This is a genomic window from Lipingzhangella rawalii (assembly GCF_031628175.1).
GTDB lineage: Bacteria > Actinomycetota > Actinomycetes > Streptosporangiales > Streptosporangiaceae > Lipingzhangella_A > Lipingzhangella_A rawalii.
Map to the genome: position 1 here is coordinate 205,973 of NZ_JAVLVT010000008.1, position 20,148 is coordinate 226,120.

At 68.3% G+C, this 20,148-nt stretch carries 17 protein-coding genes; 16 read left to right on the plus strand and 1 reads right to left on the minus strand.

Annotated elements, in window-relative coordinates; all coding sequences use genetic code 11:
• The first annotated feature begins 18 nt into the window (after nt 1-18).
• The 15 genes from folK (at nt 19) to RIF23_RS16665 (ending at nt 17,981) form a co-directional block, all read left to right on the plus strand.
• Entirely contained in the window at nt 19-549 is a 531-nt protein-coding gene (folK, locus tag RIF23_RS16595; protein ID WP_310913475.1) for a 2-amino-4-hydroxy-6-hydroxymethyldihydropteridine diphosphokinase, read from the plus strand.
• Entirely contained in the window at nt 546-1,079 is a 534-nt protein-coding gene (locus tag RIF23_RS16600; protein WP_310913476.1) for a DUF3180 domain-containing protein, read from the plus strand. Before folK ends, RIF23_RS16600 begins: the two co-directional genes overlap by 4 nt.
• Nucleotides 1,080-1,216: 137 nt before the next feature.
• Nucleotides 1,217-1,801 (plus strand): PH domain-containing protein, encoded by a 585-nt coding sequence (locus RIF23_RS16605; RefSeq protein WP_310913477.1) that lies wholly within the window; start codon nt 1,217-1,219, stop codon nt 1,799-1,801.
• A gap of 502 nt (nt 1,802-2,303) precedes the next feature.
• Complete coding sequence (locus RIF23_RS16610; protein WP_310913478.1) at nt 2,304-3,641, plus strand: PH domain-containing protein; 1,338 nt, start codon at nt 2,304-2,306, stop codon at nt 3,639-3,641.
• Nucleotides 3,642-3,955: 314 nt separating this feature from the next.
• Nucleotides 3,956-4,192 carry a chaplin family protein gene (locus tag RIF23_RS16615; protein WP_310913479.1) on the plus strand — a complete coding sequence of 79 codons (237 nt, stop codon included), beginning with the start codon at nt 3,956-3,958 and terminating at the stop codon, nt 4,190-4,192.
• A 122-nt stretch (nt 4,193-4,314) separates the two neighbouring features.
• Nucleotides 4,315-5,247, plus strand: a complete 933-nt coding sequence (locus RIF23_RS16620) for a Rossmann-like and DUF2520 domain-containing protein (protein WP_310913501.1) — start codon at nt 4,315-4,317, stop codon at nt 5,245-5,247.
• Nucleotides 5,248-5,287: 40 nt separating this feature from the next.
• Nucleotides 5,288-6,184 (plus strand): pantoate--beta-alanine ligase, encoded by an 897-nt coding sequence (panC, locus tag RIF23_RS16625; protein ID WP_310913480.1) that lies wholly within the window; start codon nt 5,288-5,290, stop codon nt 6,182-6,184.
• A gap of 45 nt (nt 6,185-6,229) precedes the next feature.
• Nucleotides 6,230-8,875 (plus strand): L-aspartate oxidase, encoded by a 2,646-nt coding sequence (locus tag RIF23_RS16630; RefSeq protein WP_310913481.1) that lies wholly within the window; start codon nt 6,230-6,232, stop codon nt 8,873-8,875.
• A 44-nt stretch (nt 8,876-8,919) separates the two neighbouring features.
• Nucleotides 8,920-9,711 carry a type III pantothenate kinase gene (locus tag RIF23_RS16635; RefSeq protein WP_310913482.1) on the plus strand — a complete coding sequence of 264 codons (792 nt, stop codon included), beginning with the start codon at nt 8,920-8,922 and terminating at the stop codon, nt 9,709-9,711.
• Between the two features lie 489 nt (nt 9,712-10,200).
• Complete coding sequence (lysX, locus tag RIF23_RS16640; RefSeq protein WP_310913483.1) at nt 10,201-11,706, plus strand: bifunctional lysylphosphatidylglycerol synthetase/lysine--tRNA ligase LysX; 1,506 nt, start codon at nt 10,201-10,203, stop codon at nt 11,704-11,706.
• A gap of 562 nt (nt 11,707-12,268) precedes the next feature.
• Nucleotides 12,269-12,619 (plus strand): helix-turn-helix domain-containing protein, encoded by a 351-nt coding sequence (locus tag RIF23_RS16645; protein ID WP_310913484.1) that lies wholly within the window; start codon nt 12,269-12,271, stop codon nt 12,617-12,619.
• Nucleotides 12,620-13,091: 472 nt separating this feature from the next.
• Nucleotides 13,092-13,628 (plus strand): amino-acid N-acetyltransferase, encoded by a 537-nt coding sequence (locus RIF23_RS16650; RefSeq protein WP_407659490.1) that lies wholly within the window; start codon nt 13,092-13,094, stop codon nt 13,626-13,628.
• Between the two features lie 452 nt (nt 13,629-14,080).
• Entirely contained in the window at nt 14,081-14,353 is a 273-nt protein-coding gene (locus tag RIF23_RS16655; RefSeq protein WP_310913485.1) for a hypothetical protein, read from the plus strand.
• A gap of 208 nt (nt 14,354-14,561) precedes the next feature.
• A complete protein-coding gene (locus RIF23_RS16660) occupies nt 14,562-14,903 on the plus strand; it encodes a histone-like nucleoid-structuring protein Lsr2 (RefSeq protein ID WP_310913486.1) in 342 nt (113 codons plus the stop codon).
• A gap of 564 nt (nt 14,904-15,467) precedes the next feature.
• Nucleotides 15,468-17,981 carry an ATP-dependent Clp protease ATP-binding subunit gene (locus RIF23_RS16665; RefSeq protein ID WP_310913487.1) on the plus strand — a complete coding sequence of 838 codons (2,514 nt, stop codon included), beginning with the start codon at nt 15,468-15,470 and terminating at the stop codon, nt 17,979-17,981.
• 163 nt (nt 17,982-18,144) lie between these two features.
• On the opposite strand, the gene RIF23_RS16670 is transcribed toward RIF23_RS16665, so the two are convergent.
• Complete coding sequence (locus RIF23_RS16670; RefSeq protein ID WP_310913503.1) at nt 18,145-19,020, minus strand: A/G-specific adenine glycosylase; 876 nt, start codon at nt 19,018-19,020, stop codon at nt 18,145-18,147.
• Between the two features lie 66 nt (nt 19,021-19,086).
• Between RIF23_RS16670 and RIF23_RS16675 the strand changes: the two genes are divergently transcribed.
• On the plus strand, nt 19,087-19,857 hold the full coding sequence (locus RIF23_RS16675; RefSeq protein ID WP_310913488.1) for a hypothetical protein: 771 nt from the start codon (nt 19,087-19,089) through the stop codon (nt 19,855-19,857).
• Nucleotides 19,858-20,148: the final 291 nt, after the last annotated feature.

Genomic DNA, 20,148 nt, shown 5'->3' on the forward strand with positions numbered 1-20,148 from the left:
GGGGGTGGGCGCGACACGATGCAGCAGACGCAGGATATGAGCCAGGCGCGGACCGTGGTGTTGGCGCTCGGGAGCAACCTGGGGGAGCGCCTGGACAACCTTCAGGGTGCACTGGACGGATTGTTCGAGGCGCCGGGAATGGAACTGACCGGGGTCTCCCCGGTGTACGAGACCGTCCCGGTCGGCGGGCCACCACAGCCGAACTTTCTCAACGCGGTGGTCCTCGCCCGGACCATGCTCGAGGGCGCGGCCGTGTTGGAGCGAGCACGCGGGATCGAGGAGGCCCTGCACCGCCTGCGGGATGTGCGCTGGGGGCCCCGCCCCATCGACGTCGACATCATCACCCTGGGGCAGGAGTACAGCGCTGCGCCGGAGCTGACCCTGCCGCATCCCCGGGCGCACGAACGCGCCTTCGTGCTACGGCCGTGGGCCGATGTGGACCCGGACGCCGAACTGCTCGGCCACGGCCGCGTGGGCGACCTCCTTGATGCGGTGGCCGACCAGGAGGTACTTCGTCGCGACGACCTACCGCTACGGCTGCCCGGATGAGCGGGCACAGCCCGGACGGATCGGATCGGCGGGACGGGCACCTGCGACCCATCGGCTGGCGGGTACCCGTCGGCGTGACGGTGGCCGCTGCGGTTGTCGCCTTCCTCGGTGTCGACCAGCTCTACGCCCAACTACCACCGATTCCCTGGACGGCGATCCCCACGCTCGTGCTCCTCGCGTCCGCGGAGTTCCTCGCGGCCTACCAGGTGCGGCGGCGGATTCGCCGGGTTCCGGGGACAGAGCCGGTGGAGCCATTGAGCGTGGCGCGTCTCTTCGCGTTGGCGCGGGCGAGCACCCTGTTCGCGTCCGCCGCCGTGGGACTGTTCGCGGGGGTGGTGCTGGCCCTGTTGGGTCGGTTGGGCCGGATGGCCCCGGCGGTTCGTGTCGACGTGCTCGTGTCCACGGGCACCCTGGTTGCGGCACTGGTGCTTCTGGCCGCGGGGCTGGTGCTGGAGTACTGCTGTCGCGTCCCGCGGGGCGCGGAGCCGGATCGAGCACGCGGGCCGGACGAGCTCCCGGGGTCTGGCTAGGGAGTGCTTGCGGAAGGTGTGCGGGGCAGGGAGCGCCGCCCGCCGGGCGACGCGGAGACGTACGCCCGTACGGGTTCCCAAAGCGGGTCCACGGCGTGTTCCCGCGCATCCGGGACGAACGTGGTTCACTGGGGCACGTGGATGACGACAGCGCCGGGGACGCGGCGTCGACCGCGCGTCCCCGTATGGAGCCCAATACCGGCTCGGCGTGGGATGGCGGCCTGTCCTCGTCTCCCGCGGCGGACGGGGAGTTCGCGCAGCTGGAGTGGCGGGGCGTGTCGCAGAAGCTGGCGTGGCACCGGTTCGTGACCATCCTGGCGACGCTCGTCGCGGTGGGCGGTGTCGGCGTGGTCGTCGCGATCGTGTGGCTGCCACCGGCTGCCCTCCTGGTGTGGGGCGGGGTGGTGCTCGGCGCCGCAGTAGTGGCGCTGGCCTACAGTAGGGCCGCGGCGAACCGCTGGTGCTGGGCGGAGGGCGCGACGGACCTGGTTATCGCCTACGGGGTGCTGGTGCGACAGGTCGTAATGGTCCCCTACGGCCGGATCCAGGTCGTCGATGTCACCGTGAGCCCCGTGGAGCAGTGGCTGGGAATCGCCACAGTGCGGGTCCACACCGCAGCGACCACGATCGATGCCTGCGTGTGTGGCCTGACGGAGACGGAGGCCACCCAGTTGCGCACGCGCCTGGCGAATCGGAGTGAGACGTTCACGACCGGGCTCTGAGGAGGGGTGCTGCGACGTGGCGACGGAGAGGCGACGGGGATCGCCGGCCGATGTGGAGCACTCCCCGGCCCCGCCCGGGGCCACAGTGAGCGGGTCCTGGTTCGGGCTGCGCTGGAACAACACCGGGGCCGGGGCGGGGGCCGACACCAACGGTGCGCGGCAGTCGCCATCCCCGCGCGGCAGCGCGACCACCGGAGGGTTCTCCGGGCTTCCCGCGTTACGGGAGGTCCGTTCCCCGACGGGGGGATCAACGGGGACCTCGTCGCCGGCCGGCGACACTCCCGCGGCGTCGGCGTCGGCGTCGGCCCACACGGAGCTGTCCCCCGATTCCAGGGAGCATCCGGCGGCACCTCCGCCACGACTGGCCCCCGCGACCCGGACCCCCGAGCCGAGCCCGGACCACTACTCGCCCCACACCCCGCCTCCACTGAGCTCCAGCCGGAGCAGCCCCCAGTGGGCCCGTCCGCCTGCAAGCGGTAGGGATACCGGCTCCGCGCCGGCAGTGCCTGGGCCACCGGCGGAACGGGGTGGCGGCGAACCGGGCCCGGAGGGGCCACACCAGCTGCACTGGCTCACGGTCCCGCTGCGGGTCCTTCTCGTGACGACGGTGATGTTCGCTGTCGTCGGTGTGCTGCTACTGGAGCTGGAACCGGACCTGGGGCCGGTGCTGACGATGGCGGTGACACTCCTGTTCATCGGGGCGACCGGGGCCGTGTGCCTGGCGGACTGGTGGACCCACACCTACGAACTGTCCGGCGATCATCTCCTGCTGCGGCGGGGCCTCGTCCACCATGTGGAGCGGGAGGTTCCCCTGAGCCGTCTCCAGACGGTGGACACGGTGTGCCCGCTGCTGGTTCGTGTGCTCGGGCTGGCGGAGGTGCGGATCGAGCTGGCGGGAGGGGACCGAAGCGAGGTCCGGCTGGCCTATCTGTCCCGGTACGAGGCCGATCGGCTGCGTTCCGCGCTGATCGCGCACGCAGCCGGCCTCCCCGGGGGGACCCCGCCGCCCGAGGACCGGCCGCTCTTCGTCCTGGGTACTCCCATGCTGCTCACCGCCCTGGTGGCGCAGCTCCCGGTTCTGGTGGCCTTCGGCGGCCTCCTGGTGCTGGCCGTTGTGGGCCTGGCATTTCGTGAGCCCGCGGTCCTGGGGGCGGTCATTCCGCTGGCGCTGGGTCTGATTCGTGGATTCCTCGGCCCCCTCCTGCGGTATGGCGGGTTCCGGGCTGCCGTTGCCCCGGACGGGCTACGTCTGCGTTTCGGTCTGGTGCAGCGCCGCGATCAGACGGTTCCGCCAGGCCGGGTCCACGCGGTGCGGGTCGTGGAGCCCCTGCTGTGGCAGCTCCTCGGGCTGGCCCGGCTGGATGCCAACATCGCCGGGCATGTGGGCGAGCGCCAGATGGATTCGGCCACGCTGTTGCCGGTGGTCCCGCGGCGTCTCGCCTTCGAGCTCACCCACCACCTACTGCCGGGGGTCGACCCGGGACGAGCCCAGCTGGTACCCGCACGCGGTCTGCGGGGGCGGACCGCGGAACTCGGGGTCACGGAGACCGCGCTGGTGGCCCGGAGTGGAGTCCTGTGCCGCACGGCGGTGATCGTCGCTCATTCCGCCGTGCAGAGCATCCGGCTGGCTTCGGGGCCAGTCGAGCGGTGGTTGGGGCGTGTGTCCCTGGTGGTCGAGACCGTCCCCGGGCCGGTGCGGCTGCACGCCCCCGCCCGCGGTGTGCGGGAGGGCTGGCGCGTGCTGGCGCGGGTGAGCTCGGGGGTGGACCGCGGTCGGATGCGTGGTCACGGGCCGGAGCGGTGGGTCACCCGGACCGATCGGTGGCCCGTGCGGAACTGAGTGGTTCCCGGGATCTATCCACGGTGGGGCTGCCGATCTCGCCACGCGGGGCGTCCGCCGTATCCCGATGTGATGTGAGTTGCGCCACTCCCGATCGCTGTGTCGGCGCAAAAAAGCGAAGAAAATCCGGACATACATGGTCACAATACGTGTTTATCTGATTACTATCTGGGATAGTATCTCGCGAAAACGCTGTAAATCATGTGTCTGGTGTGGCTAGATAGAGATGCGAGCACACCAGGTGTTCGAGATCGTACGTACAGTCAGAATGTCAGGCGGTAGCCCCCCGCCGGCATATCCAGAGGAGTAGTGCAGTGCTGAAGAAGTTCATTGCCACCAGCGCAGTCGCGGCCGCCGCCACCTTCACGCTGATGGGTGCGCCGGCCCACGCGGTCGACGACGTGCAGACCTCCGGCGACGGCTCGGTGCTCAGCGGCAACCAGGTGGTGGCCGAGGCCAACGTTCCCGTCAACGTGTGCGGCAACTCCATCGCCATCCTGGGCGTCTCCTCCGCCAACTGCTACAAGTCCGGCGCGGCCGTCTTCAACTAGCCGGAGCGCACACCGCGGCGCCGCAATGCCGGCACTGGTGCCGCGGAAATATCCCGGGCCGGTGCCGCTCCCACGGGGGCGGCACCGGCCCTGTGCATGTCGAGGCTTAGCCTGAGGGAGACATCCGGTACCCCGACCGGGACTGGAATGCGAGAGAGATGCACAACGACGCTACTAGCCAACGTCCGGCGCGCCTGACCGTCGGGATCGTCGGCCCGGGACGGGTCGGCTCGGTCCTCGGCATGGCCCTCAGCCGCGCCGGCCACCACGTGGTCGCCAGCACCGCGCTGTCCCAGGCCTCCCGCGACCGTGTGGAGCAGCGACTGCCAACAGCACGGATCGCCGAACCCACCGAGGTTCTGGAGCAGGCGGACCTGGTGCTGTTGTGTGTGCCCGACGACACCCTGGGCCCACTCGTGCAGGGGCTGGTCAACACCGGCGCCCCCGTCGCGGGCACCTTGCTCGCCCACACCAGTGGCAGCCACGGAATCACGGTTCTGGAGCCGGCAACCGCCGCCGGCGCCCTACCCCTGGCACTCCACCCGGTGCAGACCTTCACCGGGCGCATGGAGGATCTCCAGCGACTGTCCTCCTGCACCTTCGGAGTCACGGCTCCCGAAAGTCTGCGTCCCATCGCCGAAGCCCTCGTGGTGGAGATGGGTGCAGAACCGGTCTGGATCGAGGAGCAGGCGCGCGGCCTGTACCACGCCGCACTCGCCAGCGGCGCCAACCACCTCGTCACCCTGGTGGCCGACAGTGCCGAGCTCCTACGGACGGCCGGCGTGGACGAACCAGGACGGATGCTCGGGCCCCTGTTGGGCGCCGCCCTGGACAACGCCCTGCGCCTGGGTATCGATGGCCTCAGCGGCCCCGTGGTCCGTGGGGACGCGGATACTGTCGCCCGCCATCTCACCGAGCTGCGCCAGAATAGTCCGGACGCCGTTGCCAGCTATGTCGCCCTGGCACGGCGCACGGCCGACCGTGCCCTGGCCGCCGGACACCTCAAACCCACTGATGCCGAACAGCTGCTGGACGTGCTGCGCGACCCCACCTGACGGGGAACGCTCCCCACTCCCGGCGCTAAGAGGAAAACCCATGAGTGACACCCCGACTTCCACGCACGCGCCCCGACTCGTCCGGACGGGCGAGGAGTTGGACCAGCTACGGCCAGACCTGGACGCGGTCGTACTGGTGCCCACGATGGGTGCCCTGCACACGGGACACCGCAGTCTGATCCGCCAGGCTCGGGAGCACGCCGGCCCCAGCGGAACCGTGGTCGTCAGCATCTTCGTGAACCCACTCCAGTTCGGCCCGAACGAGGACTACGCGGAATACCCCCGAACGCTCGACGCCGATCTCGAGGTCTGCGCGAACGAAGGCGTGGACGTGGTCTTCGCCCCCAGCGTCGACACGATGTATCCCGATGGTCCGGGCGGGGCGATGGTGACCGTGCGTCCCGGACCGACCGGCACGATCCTGGAGGGCGCCACCCGCCCCGGCTTCTTCGACGGGGTCCTCACCGTGGTGGCCAAGCTGTTCCACCTCGTGCGGCCAGACGCCGCCGTGTTCGGGCAGAAGGACGCCCAGCAGCTGGCACTTGTGCGACGCATGGTCCGCGACCTGTCCATGCCGGTAGCGATCCACGCCGCCGACATCGTCCGCGACCGGGACGGCCTGGCCACGTCCAGCCGCAACGTCTACCTCAGCCCCGAGGAACGGGACACGGCACTGGCCCTCTCCCGCGCCCTGCGCGCCGGCCGGGACCTCGCCGCACGGGCCGCCACCGCCACCGCGGTACGGGACGCGGCCGACTCCGTGCTCGCCTCCGCGGCCAAAGCAACCCCGCCCCTGGAACTGGACTATCTCGTCCTGGTCGATCCCGACACGTTCACCGACGTCGATACAGACCACCACGGACCGGCGGTCCTGGCCGTCGCCGCCTGGGTGGGCGAGACCCGACTTATCGACAACATGCCCCTCCACATAGAGTGAGCTGGTTTGCCGTCCACCCGCGGGCGGAGTAACCAGGAGAGAGAGATGAGCGAGACCTCGTTGCGCGTGCCCCGGCGTCTGGCCGCTCCACCAGCCAGCTGGAGCAGGGACACTGACGTCGTGGTGGTTGGCTCCGGCATCGCCGGGCTGAGCACGGCACTGCGCTATGTCGAGCGCGCCCCACGTGGACGTGTCGTTCTGGTGACCAAGGACGTGATCGCCAACGGTTCCACCCGGTGGGCCCAGGGCGGGATCGCCGCCGTCACCGACCCCACGGACAGTCCCCTGGCACACATGGTGGACACCATGGCCGCCGGTGCGGGACTGTGCGACCCCACCGCCGTGCGGACCCTGGTCACCCAGGGAGCCCAGGCTCTGCGCTGGCTGGTGGAGCGGGGCACAACCTTCGACGAGACACCGGAGGGCTCGCTGGCCCTCACCCGCGAGGGTGGCCATCGCGCGGCACGTATCGCCCACGCCGGGGGTGACGCCACCGGGGCCGAAATCGAACGCGCACTCGTCGAACGGGTGCGCGCCGAGCCACGGATCGAACTTATCGAGCACGCGTTCGTCCCCGACCTCCTGTGCGGAACCGACGCCAGCGGCCACCCGGCCGTGTGTGGCGTCACAGTGCACGTCATGGGCGAGGGACGGGAGGATGGTGTCGGCGAGGTGCACTCCCGCGCCGTCGTCCTGGCCACCGGTGGGATGGGGCAGGTTTTCGCCGCGACCACCAACCCCGCCGTGTCCACCGGCGACGGCCTGGCCCTGGCACTGCGCGTCAACGCCCCACTCTGTGACCTGGAATTCGTCCAGTTCCACCCCACAGTGTTGTGGCTGGGCGGGGCCGCACGCGGACAGCAGCCCCTCATATCCGAGGCCGTGCGTGGGGAGGGGGCCGTACTACGTTCCCCGGACGGCGAGCGGTTCATGACTGCCGAGCACGAGCTCGCCGACCTGGCGCCCCGGGACGTCGTCTCCCGTGCGATCGCCCGGGTCATGGCACGAACACATTCGGACCATGTCTACCTCGACGCCCGACACTTCTCCGCGGCGACGTGGCAGGAACGCTTTCCCACCATTCTGGCCAGCTGCCGCGACCACGGCGTGGATCCGGTCCACGAGATGATCCCGGTCGTTCCGGCCGCGCACTACGCCTCCGGCGGTGTGCTCGTCGACGGCCACGGGGCCACGCGCGTACCCGGGCTGTACGCCGTGGGAGAAGTTGCCCGAACCGGAGTGCACGGAGCGAACCGACTCGCGTCCAACTCCCTGCTGGAGGGAGTCGTGTTCGCCGACCGGATCGCTGGCCGCCTGGCCCACGCCCTGCCCGACCCCATACCGCCCACCCCGAGAAGCCAGCAGCCCACCGGGGAACTGGTCGACCCGGACACCGTGACCGCGGTGCGCACCGCCATGTCCCGACACGCCGGTGTACGCCGAGACGAGGAGGGACTACACGAGCTGGAACAGGTCCTCGCCGAACTCGGCACCACCGGATCCACCGTCACCCCGGGCGTCGCGGCCTGGGAAGCGACGAACCTGCACACCGTGGCCGCTGCCGTGGCCCGGTCGGCCAGGAATCGCCGCGAAACCCGGGGGTCCCACTGGAGGGCGGACCACCCCGAGCCCGCCCCCCAGAAACGCGTGCACCAGCTCGTCTGTGCCCCCCAGGGCAGTATCAACCTGCACCGCCTTGTCGGCGCTGACCCGGATCCCCAGGACAGCCCCGTCCACGCAGAGTTGGCAGACCTCGCGGCACCCGCCCTGACCGCTCGCCGCGCCCCCGGCACGGTGGACACGCACGACCCCACCGGTGCCACCGTTGCCGCCGAGCACGTCACCGCGATCGTCGCGGCGGCACTGGCTGAAGACCTCGGCCCCGCCCCGGCGCCACTCGCCGATGCCACCAGCGCGGCCACCATTCCCGAGACACAACTGGGAACAGCCGATGTCGTGGCGCGCGCCGATGGGGTGATCGCCGGGCTCCCCCTGGCCGAACACATTTTTTGGACGGTCACCGAGGGGGCAGTGACCATGGAACGCGTCGCCGCGGACGGTGAGGAGGTCAAGGCCGGAGACACCCTACTGACGGTGACTGGTCGGGTCCGCGACCTGCTGACCGCGGAACGCACCGCCCTCAACCTGCTGACCCACCTGTCCGGGATCGCGACCGCAACCAACCAGTGGGTGCGCGCCATCGCCGGCACCTCGGCACGGATCCGGGACACCCGCAAAACCCACGCGGGATTGCGCGTGCTGGAGAAGTACGCGGTGCGGTGCGGTGGTGGCACCAACCACCGGTTCGGACTCGATGATGTCGCCCTCATCAAGGACAACCACGTCGCCGCCGCCGGAGGTGTCGCGGCTGCGGTGCGGGCCGTGCGCGCGGCCCGTCCGGAGCTGGCGCTGGAGGTTGAGGTGGACCGGATCGCCCAGATCGAACCCGCGCTGGAGGCGGGAGCCAACGAACTCCTGCTCGACAATTTCGATGTGGAGTCCATGGCCCGGGCGGTACGGCTCGTGGCCGGCCGAGCGCGGCTGGAGGCCAGCGGTGGGCTCACCCTGGACAACGCGTCCACGGTCGCCGCGACAGGGGTCGACTACCTGGCCGTGGGCGCACTGACCCACTCCAGTCCGGCCCTGGACATAGCCATGGACCTTCGGGACACGGACCCGCGGACGAACTGAGGGACACGCCCACCGGCACCGGACGAGACGGTAGAGAAGCACTCATGCTCCTGACGATCGATGTAGGCAACTCCCACACCGTGCTCGGCCTGTTCGACGGGACCGAGCTCCTGGGGCACTGGCGTGTGGCCACCGACACCCGACGCACCTCCGACGAGTGGAGCGTTCTCCTGGATGGCCTCGTCTCCGGGGGCGGGCATGCGCCCGTCACCGGTCTGGCCCTGTGCTGCACCGTGCCACCGGTCCAGCACGCGATGCGGGAGATGGTGCGACAGCATTACACGAAGGCCGATGTGGTGATCGTGGAGCCAGGGGTACGCACCGGTGTCCCCATCCGGATGGACAATCCGAAGGAGGTGGGCAGCGACCGCATCGTGAACGCCCTGGCGGCGGCACGCCGATACGGAGGCCCCTGTGTGGTCGTGGACTTCGGCACCGCCACCACGTTCGATGCGGTCAGTACCACCGGTGCCTACCTCGGTGGGGCCATTGCCCCCGGTATCGACATCTCGGTCGAGGCGCTGTCCCAGCGGGGTGCCCAGCTGCACATGGTCGAGCTCGTCCGGCCCAGACACGCGATCGCCAAGAGCACCAGCGAAGCCCTGCGATCCGGCATCGTCTACGGTTTCGCTGGCCAGGTGGACGGCATCGTGGACCGTATGGCCCAGGAGCTCGCCGAGGAGGGCGGGACCACCCCCGAGGCGGTGACCGTCATCGCTACCGGCGGGCTCGCCGAAACCGTCATCGACGAGTGCGAGAGCGTGGATGTGCACGAGCCCCTGTTGACCCTGCACGGCCTGCGCCTGCTCTACGAACGCAATGCCGGTTCGGCGTGAGGACCGGGACGTTCTCCTGCCTCCTGCCGCGCGGCGGCGAATAAGCACAGGGGCCGGGGCACTCCTGTCGCGAATCGGCCTGGACATCGTCCGCGCCATGGTCAATGGGCAATCGTGGTGCCGGTGGTTGGTGAGCCATGTGCGCCGTGTTGGCCGCCGGCGGCGTCGCGCCGTGGTGGTCCCTGGTGGTGTCCTGTTTCCGGGGCGCTCCCCCGCACGACGGCCAGCGGGGTGTAGGGGCGGTGCGGGGGGAGCGGCGTGGAGGCGAATAGGCACAGGGCCCGGGGTACGCCTGGCGCGAATCGGCCTGGACATCGTCCGCGCCATGGTCAACACGGCGCGTGCAGCCACCCAACCACCAGCACCACGCTCCCAACCAAGCCACGTCGAGTCGTGGATCGGTACGTCTCCAGCCGAGGGCTGGACGGGGGCTGGAGCTGGTAACCGGCCTGGCATCGACAACAACCGCACGCCGATATGATGCGGATCGTGACTGACGAGGCTGTGTCCACGGGTGACGTGTATTCCGAGCTGCCCGAGCAGGTGCGGGTGCGCCGGGACAAACTTCAGCGGCTGCGCGACTCGGGGGTGGATGTCTACCCACCGGGATATCCGCGCACGCACGAGATCGCGCGGGTGCGTTCCGAGTACGCGGGCCTGGACGCCGACGTGCACACCAACGAGCGGGTGGGCGTTGTCGGCCGGGTTCTGCTGTCGCGGACCGGGGGCAAGTTGTGCTTTGCCACGGTCCGGGACGGATCCGGTGAGATTCAGCTCATGTTGTCCTTGGATCGGTTGGGTGAGGAGTCCCTGGCCGCATGGAAGTCCGATGTGGATCTGGGCGATCACGTGGGGGTGCGGGGTGAGGTGATCACCTCCCGTCGGGGGGAGTTGTCCGTGCTGGTGGAGGAGTGGACCCTCACGGCCAAGTGCCTGCGTCCCCTCCCGGAGAAGCACAAGGGGTTGACCGACCCGGAGGCGCGGGTGCGGCAGCGGTACGTGGACCTGATCGTGAACCCCGAGGCACGGGCCATGGTCACCACACGGGCCGCGGCCGTGCGGGCACTACGCGAGGGTTTGCAGGAGCACGGTTTCATCGAGGTGGAAACCCCGATGTTGCAACAGGTGCACGGGGGGGCCACCGCACGCCCGTTCACCACGCACATCAACGCCTACGATCTGGATCTGTATCTACGGATTGCCCCGGAGTTGTTCCTCAAGCGGTTGGTTGTCGGTGGGATCGAGCGCGTGTTCGAGATCAACCGGAACTTCCGGAACGAGGGGGCGGACGCCACGCACAACCCCGAGTTCACCATGTTGGAGTTCTACCAGGCCTACACCGACTACACCGAGGTCGCCACACTCACCCGCGAACTCGTCCAGACGGCGGCCCGTGCAGCCTTCGGCGGCACGGTGATCGAGCGGGACGGGGGAAAGGTGGACATCGGCGGTGAGTGGCCCTGGCTACCGCTGTACACCGCGGTGTCCGAGGCGGTGGCCACTGAGGTAACTCCCCGTACCCCGCTGGTGGAGCTGCGGCGCCTGGCCGATGAGCGCGAGATTTCCTGGGACCCGAGCTGGGGGCCGGGCAAGTTCGCCGAGCACCTGTTCGAAGAGTTGGTCGAGCCCACCCTCGTGCAGCCCACATTCGTATGTGACTTCCCCCTCGAGACCAGTCCGTTGACCCGCCAGCATCGCGCGGATCCGCTTCTGACGGAGAAGTGGGACCTCATCGGTTTCGGGATGGAGTTGGGCACCGGCTATACGGAGCTGGTCGATCCTGTGGAACAGCGGCGACGGTTGACCGAGCAGTCCCTCATGGCGGCCGAGGGCGACCCGGAGGCCATGCAGCTCGATGAGGACTTCCTGCGTGCCCTGGAATACGGAATGCCACCCACCGGTGGTGTGGGTGTGGGTATCGACCGCCTCCTCATGGCATTCACGGGACACAACATCCGGGAGACCGTCACTTTCCCTCTCGTCAAGCCGGAGTAGTCCCGCGGTGTGCTCCGGGCAGGCGTGATCCTCAACACGCTTGCCCGGGGTGTGGATATCGCTTTCGCCATACTGGGAATACTCTTTACTAACTCTGTTCCTGGATCCCCGCGAGGCCAGTCGCCAGTAGGATCCCTGCGCACAGTGCCCATTCACGTTTTGGTCACAGATCATTCTCACTTTTGGTGATTGTCTGGACTCACTGTGTACCTGACTGGCTCTTGACGTGCTGCTGAGATCGGCCTAGCGTTCCCAATCGAGCGGGGACGTCCCGCATGCCGTCAAAGCGGTTCAAAATGAGGGTGATCGGGATGGGCAAACAACAACCAGGCACCCATCCCATCCCGTGTGTGCGTTCGCGTGGCCTGTCCGTCCCAGGCCGTCGTGACCAGACACCCGCACCAGTCGTTCCGTCTCATTTCCCGGGATCGGGGATTGTCGGCTGGAGCATGTGTGTCGACGCATACCTGTCCGGAAGTGCCGGTTACCGCGCACCGTATGTGTGCGGCATCCGCGGTGATGAGTCGAAGTTCCGCGCTCACCACGGACGAGGGAGGACGGAGTGGATCAGGCCACACTCGTACGTCATGCTGTCAAGGAGTCTCCAGACGGAGGGCTGACCAGCTCGCCCGACGGGACGCTTCGGCAGGCTTCAGCCCCGCCGGATCCTCGCGTCGGTGAGGAAACCCGGGACCCCACGACGGGCGGGGGTGCCGCGCAGATTGAGTTGTCCACTGAGGAGATCGAGCTGCTGGCGGAGATCGCTACCGGGGTAACGACCGATGTCGCCGCTCGTCGCCTCGAACTCAGTGCGAGAACTCTACGGCGCAGGCTACGCACGGTATGCGATCGACTGGATGTCAACACGCCGATCGAGGCGGTCGTGTGGGCGGCTCGGCGCCAGCTGATCTAGCTGTTCTCGGGCATCGTTTCGGGGCGGGTTTCCGCCCTTCCCGCTGGGGCTGATTCGTGTGGATGCCCCAGCGGGGTCTCGAACGAGATGGGCGGCACCGATGTCGCCATTCCGGTGACCGGGCAGCGCGATCCTGCGCCGGAGCGTCGCTACCGGCCGTGCGGGCATACCCCCTCGCGAAGACGGGCCGGGCCGGGAACTCCACGACCGGTGGGATGGTCGCCTCGGCGGTCGGAACACCGGATACTGCTGGGCTCCGGCAGTGCCTGGAGCCCGGGGAGTGCGAAGGCGTGCAGCGCCCGCCGTGACCCTGGCGCAGTCCCGGACAGGGCCGTGCTGTCCGAACGCTCGCCGTATGCGGACCGCTTCGCTGAACAGTGTCGTTACCGACGTCGTCCGGAGCCCCTGGGCACCATGGTCGGGCCACTGGGGCGCCCGGCGCTGCCCCGCTGATACCCCCTGCCGCGGCACGGTGGGCGATAGCCTGTCCAGAGTGTGCATAACTGTTCGCCGGGCCCGGACCCGCGATGTCGGTCGTATCCGGGAGTTGATCGGGACCTTTGAATCCGATCGACGAATGTTGGCCAAGAGCGCGGTACAACTTTACGAGGACATCCAGGAGTTCTGGGTCGCCGACACTCAGGACCGTGAGGTTGTGGGCTGTGGCGCTCTGCATGTCCTGTGGGAGGACCTGGGGGAGGTACGGACCGTTGCCGTGGATCCGTGCGTCCAGGGCCGTGGGGTGGGTCACCGAATCGTCGCGGAGCTGTTACGAACCGCGCGTATGCTCGGTGTGCGGCGGGTTTTCTGTCTCACCTTCGAAACCGCGTTCTTCGGAAAGCACGGATTCGAGCCAATCCAGGGGACGCCGGTCTCCGCACGGGTCTATGCGGAACTCCTCCGCTCCTATGATGAGGGGGTCGCCGAGTTCCTGGACCTGGATCGCGTCAAGCCCAATACTCTGGGCAATACGCGTATGCTGGTGTACCTGGACGAGCCACACTCCTGAGCGGTGGGGGCACGTCCGTGGCTTCACGATGGGCACTTCCGGCCGCGCTCCGGGCACACCCCCGGCGGGGGTGAGATTCTGGCCGGTACCAGTTTTTGTGGTCCTGGGTTATTGTCGGATGTGACCCGGTGCGCCCGGCGTCCTATCCGGCGGTGCTCGCGCCGACGGTAGTAACCGGGGTGCGGCAGGTATCCGAGTAACCGGGTGTGGGCCGTCCCCCGCGCCCGATTTCACACATGGGTCGGGAGAATCCGGCTTGGGCAGCGCTGGGTCCCTGTGCTCGTATCGAGGTTGTGGGCTGTATCTTGGGCCCGGTGATCATGACGCTCTATCGGTGTCTATGATGGTGTCACCGTGATTGTGGAGCGAGATCCTGTCTCGGGCTGGAACCCCCGGAGGTGCCGCATAGGTAAGCACTCCATAAAGTCCCTACAAGGAAGGGGTGGCGTTCGATGTGGGACATATTGTCGGCGCTGATCCCCCCGGCCGTGGTCGCGACCGTCTTCTGCACGTTCATCTATAAGCTACTGCGTCGGGAGATGGCACCACGAACCTCGGACGGGCGGCTCGTCAGTGAAGCGGAGGCCGCCTCGGGAGCTAACTCCACCTCGGTCGAAACCGGGGGAACCGGTCACGAGGGCACAGATACCGACGGAGCTTCGAAACCGTCGATGCCGGCCGCCGGAGAAGTTCCGGAGGACGAGACGGGAACGGAGCGCCCATAGCCGTTCGGGAACCGGGAATCATGTCAGGTGCCCGCTCGTTCTCGTGGCGGGAGGGGCCTGACTCCGGGTGTGGCAGGCTTGTGCGAATTGCCCGTCTCCGGGCCAGGGTCGCTGTTTATTCTTCGTGTTGACAATTGTCATTTGACGTTGTCAGGTATATCTTCGATATTAAGTGCTACTGTCCGGCACTGCTGAAAGGTTCGTATCCATGGCACAAAAGGTTCAGGTTCTTCTCGTGGATGACCTCGATGGTGGCGAGGCTGAGGAGACCGTACAGTTCGGGATGGACGGCTCCGCCTACGAGATTGACCTCAGCGCCAAGAACGCCGCACGGCTGCGGGAAGTCCTGGCGCCGTACGTGGAGGTCGCCCGCAAGGCGCCGTCGAAGCCGGCCAAGGGCAAGCGCCAGCAGCGTAGCCAGCCCAGCCGGGAGCGCAGCGCGGAGATTCGCGCCTGGGCCAAGGCACATGGCAAGCAGGTCAACGAGCGTGGTCGCATCCCGCAGTCGATCGTTGCCGAGTACGAGGCCGCGACGGGCTCCTCTCGGTAGACGTCACCGACATTGCGCTGTTCTCGCCCGGTCCCACCGGCAATGTGCGACCTTCATGTGGAGGCGTGGCGACAGGCCGACAGGCGTAGGGCCCGTCTTGCCGATCTCGGGGCGATCGGTGGGTACGGGTGTGCCGCCGGCCGCCACCGGTCTGCGATGTGGCAGGGCCGTGTGTCCACGGCAGCCGGGGCGGCTGGTTGCGGTATGGGTGGCCCCCGTGCGGTGTTCGGTCTCGCCGTCGTAACGGCCCGTTCTTCGAATTTCGGAGAGCGGGCCGTTCGCTTGCGGCGTACTTGGAACACCACGGCCGTGATTGGTAGTTGGATGAGGGTGAACGCCCTGATGTCAGGGAACGTCTCTGACTGAGCGTTCGCCGGAGATCCGTCGGAGGGCCGCGTCGAAAGAGGTGCGTCTGGGTGTCGGAGCGTTCCGCGATCGCGGGGTCGAGACGTCCGGGTGCTGCCAGCGCCCCCTGGAGGACCTCTGCCTGCAGGGGCCGATTTGCGGAAAGTGGAGGACGGGGCAGCCGTTCCTGCCTGACCGCTCTGTGAGGAGCGACGAGAGATGTTCGAGAGGTTTACCGACCGCGCTCGGCGCGTGGTGGTCCTGGCCCAGGAAGAGGCCAGGATGCTCAACCACAACTACATTGGCACCGAGCACATCCTGCTCGGCCTCATCCATGAGGGTGAGGGTGTTGCGGCGAAGGCTCTGGAGAGCCTGGGGATCAGCCTCGAAGCGGTTCGGCAGCAGGTAGAGGAGATCATCGGTCAGGGCCAGCAGGCGCCCTCCGGTCACATCCCCTTCACGCCGCGAGCCAAGAAGGTGCTGGAGCTGTCCCTGCGCGAGGCGCTCCAGCTCGGCCACAACTACATTGGCACCGAGCACATCCTGCTCGGGCTGATCCGCGAGGGCGAAGGCGTGGCCGCCCAGGTTCTGGTGAAGCTCGGCGCGGATCTGAACCGCGTGCGCCAGCAGGTGATCCAGCTGCTGCACGGCTACCAGGGCAAGGAGCCCCAGGCGACCGGGGCCTCCTCCGAGTCAAGCCCGTCCACGTCCCTGGTCCTGGACCAGTTCGGTCGCAACCTGACCCAGGCCGCCCGCGAGAGCAAGCTGGACCCGGTGATCGGTCGGGATACCGAGATCGAGCGGGTTATGCAGGTGCTCTCCCGGCGCACCAAGAACAACCCGGTGCTGATCGGTGAACCGGGCGTCGGCAAGACCGCGGTGGTCGAGGGGCTGGCGCAGAAGATCGTCAAGGGTGAAATCCCCGAGACGTTGAAGGATAAGCAGCTCTACACCCTCGACCTGGGGGCCCTCGTCGCGGGGAGCCGCTACCGGGGTGACTTCGAGGAGCGACTGAAGAAGGTCCTCAAGGAGATCCGCACTCGCGGGGACATCATTCTCTTCATCGATGAGCTGCACACGCTCGTGGGTGCGGGCGCGGCCGAGGGAGCGATCGATGCCGCCTCGATCCTGAAGCCGATGTTGGCCCGGGGCGAGCTCCAGACGATCGGCGCCACCACTCTGGACGAGTACCGCAAGCACCTGGAGAAGGACGCGGCCCTGGAGCGGCGCTTCCAGCCGATCCAGGTGGACGAGCCCTCCATCTCGCACACGATCGAGATTCTCAAGGGACTGCGGGATCGCTACGAGGCGCACCACCGGGTCTCGATCACCGACAGCGCCCTGGTGGCGGCCGGCCAGATGGCGGACCGCTACATTTCGGACCGGTTCCTGCCGGACAAGGCCATCGATCTCATCGACGAGGCCGGCTCCCGGATGCGGATCCGGCGGATGACCGCCCCACCGGACCTGCGGGAGTACGACGAGAAGATCGCCGAGGTCCGCAAGGACAAGGAGTCGGCGATCGACTCCCAGGACTTCGAACGGGCCGCCTCGCTGCGGGACGACGAGAAGCAGCTGCTGAACAAGAAGGCGCAGCGGGAGAAGGAGTGGAAGGCCGGCGACATGGACGTCGTCGCCGAGGTCAATGAGGAGCTCATCGCGGAGGTCCTGGCCACGGCGACCGGCATCCCGGTGTTCCGCCTCACCGAGGAGGAGAGCTCCCGGCTGCTGCGTATGGAGGATGAGCTGCACAAGCGGGTCATCGGCCAGGAGGACGCCATCAAGGCGCTCTCCCAGGCGATTCGCCGGACCCGGGCCGGGCTCAAGGACCCCAAGCGCCCTGGTGGCTCGTTCATCTTCGCCGGTCCGTCCGGTGTCGGTAAGACGGAGCTGTCCAAGACGCTCGCGGAGTTCCTGTTCGGTGACGAGGAGTCGCTGATCCAGCTCGACATGAGCGAGTACATGGAGAAGCACACCGTCTCCCGGCTGTTCGGTTCCCCGCCTGGCTACGTCGGCTACGAGGAGGGGGGTCAGCTCACCGAGAAGGTGCGGCGTAAGCCCTTCTCCGTGATCCTCTTCGACGAGATCGAGAAGGCCCACAACGACATCTTCAACTCCCTGCTCCAGGTGTTGGAGGAAGGGCGGCTCACCGACGCCCAGGGGCGCAACGTCGACTTCAAGAACACCGTCATCATCATGACGACCAACCTGGGCACGCGGGACATCTCCAAGGGTGCTGCGGTCGGGTTCGCCAAGGAGAGCGACACCAAGACCAACTACGAGCGGATGAAGGCCAAGGTCAACGACGAGCTCAAGCAGCACTTCCGGCCGGAGTTCCTCAACCGTGTGGATGACACCATCGTCTTCCACCAGCTCACCGAGGAGGAGATCTTCTCGATCGTGGACCTGATGGTCAGCCAGCTCGACGAGCGGCTCAAGGATCGGGACATGGGCCTGGAGCTGCGTCCGGGAGCCAAGGAGCTGCTGGCGAAGCGGGGATACGATCCGGTGCTGGGTGCCCGGCCACTGCGCCGCACCATTCAGCGGGAGATCGAGGACCAGCTGTCGGAGAACATCCTCTTCGGCGAGCTGCGGCCCGGACAGATCGTCATCGTGGACGCCGAGGGCAGTGGGGAGACCGCCAAGTTCACCTTCCGCGGTATCCCCAAGCCGGACTCGGTTCCGGACACGGTGCCGGTGGAGGAAGAGTCCGCCACCGGGTCCGGGGAGTAGCGCAACCCGAACCGTGCGGCGCGTGGGGGCTGGCCACTCGGCCAGCCCCCACGCCCATGTCGGGGCAGTGTTCCGCGTCTCGTGCAGTGGCCCCGCGCGAGGGGACACAGGCAGCGGCACGGCGAGAGCCGGGCCAGTCGGCACGCCGGCGCCCCGGTGCCGACTATCCGGGAAGTGCGAAGCTGTCGTTCGGCAGTGGATCCACGAGCCCGTCATGGATCAGGCCCCGCAGGGCACGGTCGCGCTGGATCGGCTCGTCCCAGGCACGCTGGAGCTCACAGCGGGGGACGGGCCCCTCCGCGGACCGCAGCACGGCCAGCAGCCGTCCGCGTACCTGGCGGTCCGTTCCGGCGTAGCGCTGCCCCCGCCGCGGCTCCCCAGAGTGCTGCGGGTAGCCCTGTTGCCGCCAGGCACACTGCCCGGCCAGGGGGCACTCGCCGCAGCGGGCGGAGCGGGCCGTACACACGAGCGCCCCCAGCTCCATCACGGCCACTCCCCACCGCGCCGCCACTGCGGGCTCCGGCGGCAGGAGCTCCTGCGCGGTCGTGGCCTCCGCCTTGGTCTGGCTTTTCGGCGGATACTGAACTCCATCGATGACACGGGCCAGCACCCGGCGGACGTTGGTGTCGAGGATCGCGTGTCGCTGCCCGAAGGCGAAGCTGGCTACCGCGGCCGCCGTGTAGGATCCCACCCCCGGGAGTGCCAGCAGCTGAGCGTGCTCCCGCGGGACCTCCCCACCGTGCTCGTCCACGATGGCCCGGGCGCTCGCGTGCAGATTGAGGGCACGACGGGGGTAGCCCAATCGATCCCACATGCGCACGGCCGCGCCCGGCGGTTCCGCGGCAAGGTCGGCGGGGGTTGGCCACCGCTCCATCCAGGACTGCCACGCGGGCAGAACACGGGCGACCGGAGTCTGCTGGAGCATGATTTCGCTCACGAGGATGCCCCAGGGTGTGGCATCCGGGCGGCGCCAGGGCAGGTCACGGGCATGAGTCTCATACCACGCCAGAACCGGTGTGGCGTAGGGATTTTCGGGCAGATGCAATTCGCTATCCCGCGGCGGGTTGAGTAGGTGTAAAGGTCCTGAACCCGGAATACTACGCCCATGGCTTCAAGCGCTGGACATCCCGGACCGGTCAGTCCGGAGACGTACTGGAAGCGGCGAGTCTTCGTGCTCGCGGGCCTCTTCGCGATCGTTGCCCTGATCGCGTGGGCAAGCTCAGCGCTGTCCTCCAGCGGTACCGATGACGAGCAGCAGGCCAGTGCCGACCCCGAGGCGGGCGCGGAGACGGATGAACCCGAGGAGCCCCCGGACCCGGGTCCCACCGGGAACCCGGAGCCGGACACGGACTCCGACGGTGATGCTGACGACGACAACGACGAGGACTCCGAGGATTCCGAGGACGAGGACGCGGACTCCGGGGAGGAGTCCGGCCAGGACGGTGACTCCGGATCCACGGGCATCCCGGAGCCGGAGAGCGCCGAGGATCCCTGCCGCCCGCAGGACATCGTGGTGACCATGGACCTCGCCGAGGACACCTTCACCGGTGGTGCGGATGTGGAGGTCGAACTGACCGTGGTCAACACGGGTGAGCAGACGTGCACAGTGGATATGGGACCCGAAGAGATGGAGCTGCGGGTCACCTCGGGCGACGATCGGATCTTCTCCACGGCCGACTGTGCGGATGGCGACGATGCCCAGCCGACGGAGTTGCAGCGTGGTGTCCCCCACACCACCACCGTGACCTGGGACCGTACCCGATCCTGGAGTGACTGCCGGGACTCGGACCGGACCGCGGGCAACGGTACCTACGTGCTGCGGTTCATCAGCGACTACGACGAGGGTGTGGACAACGAGGTGTTCCGCCTGCGGTAGGGCACCGGTCCCGCCCCGGTCGAAGCGCGAGGCCCCACCGGCCGCTGGAAATGAATCCGGCCCGCCGGTGGGGCTGTCGATTGAGGTTAGGCCGTGCCTTTCGGGAGGTCTGCGGGCTGCGGTGCTGGTCGGGTCGCACCGGTGGGCGTGGGCGCAGGCCGGGAGCCGGGCACTCTCCCCGGATGCCGCATGGGGGCTGCTGGCTGCGCCGATGCGCGCCGATCCACCCAGGCGAGGCCCGAGGGAACGCAGCCGCATCCGTCCGTGGGCCGTGGTGGGGGTGCTCCCCCT

Coding starts and splice junctions, on each gene's coding strand:
- folK (WP_310913475.1), top strand. CDS start 19: ATGCAGCAGACGCAGGATATGAGCCAGGCGCGGACCGTGGTGTTGGCG.
- RIF23_RS16600 (WP_310913476.1), top strand. CDS start 546: ATGAGCGGGCACAGCCCGGACGGATCGGATCGGCGGGACGGGCACCTG.
- panC (WP_310913480.1), top strand. CDS start 5,288: ATGAGTGACACCCCGACTTCCACGCACGCGCCCCGACTCGTCCGGACG.
- RIF23_RS16630 (WP_310913481.1), top strand. CDS start 6,230: ATGAGCGAGACCTCGTTGCGCGTGCCCCGGCGTCTGGCCGCTCCACCA.
- RIF23_RS16635 (WP_310913482.1), top strand. CDS start 8,920: ATGCTCCTGACGATCGATGTAGGCAACTCCCACACCGTGCTCGGCCTG.
- RIF23_RS16655 (WP_310913485.1), top strand. CDS start 14,081: ATGTGGGACATATTGTCGGCGCTGATCCCCCCGGCCGTGGTCGCGACC.
- RIF23_RS16660 (WP_310913486.1), top strand. CDS start 14,562: ATGGCACAAAAGGTTCAGGTTCTTCTCGTGGATGACCTCGATGGTGGC.
- RIF23_RS16665 (WP_310913487.1), top strand. CDS start 15,468: ATGTTCGAGAGGTTTACCGACCGCGCTCGGCGCGTGGTGGTCCTGGCC.
- RIF23_RS16675 (WP_310913488.1), top strand. CDS start 19,087: ATGGCTTCAAGCGCTGGACATCCCGGACCGGTCAGTCCGGAGACGTAC.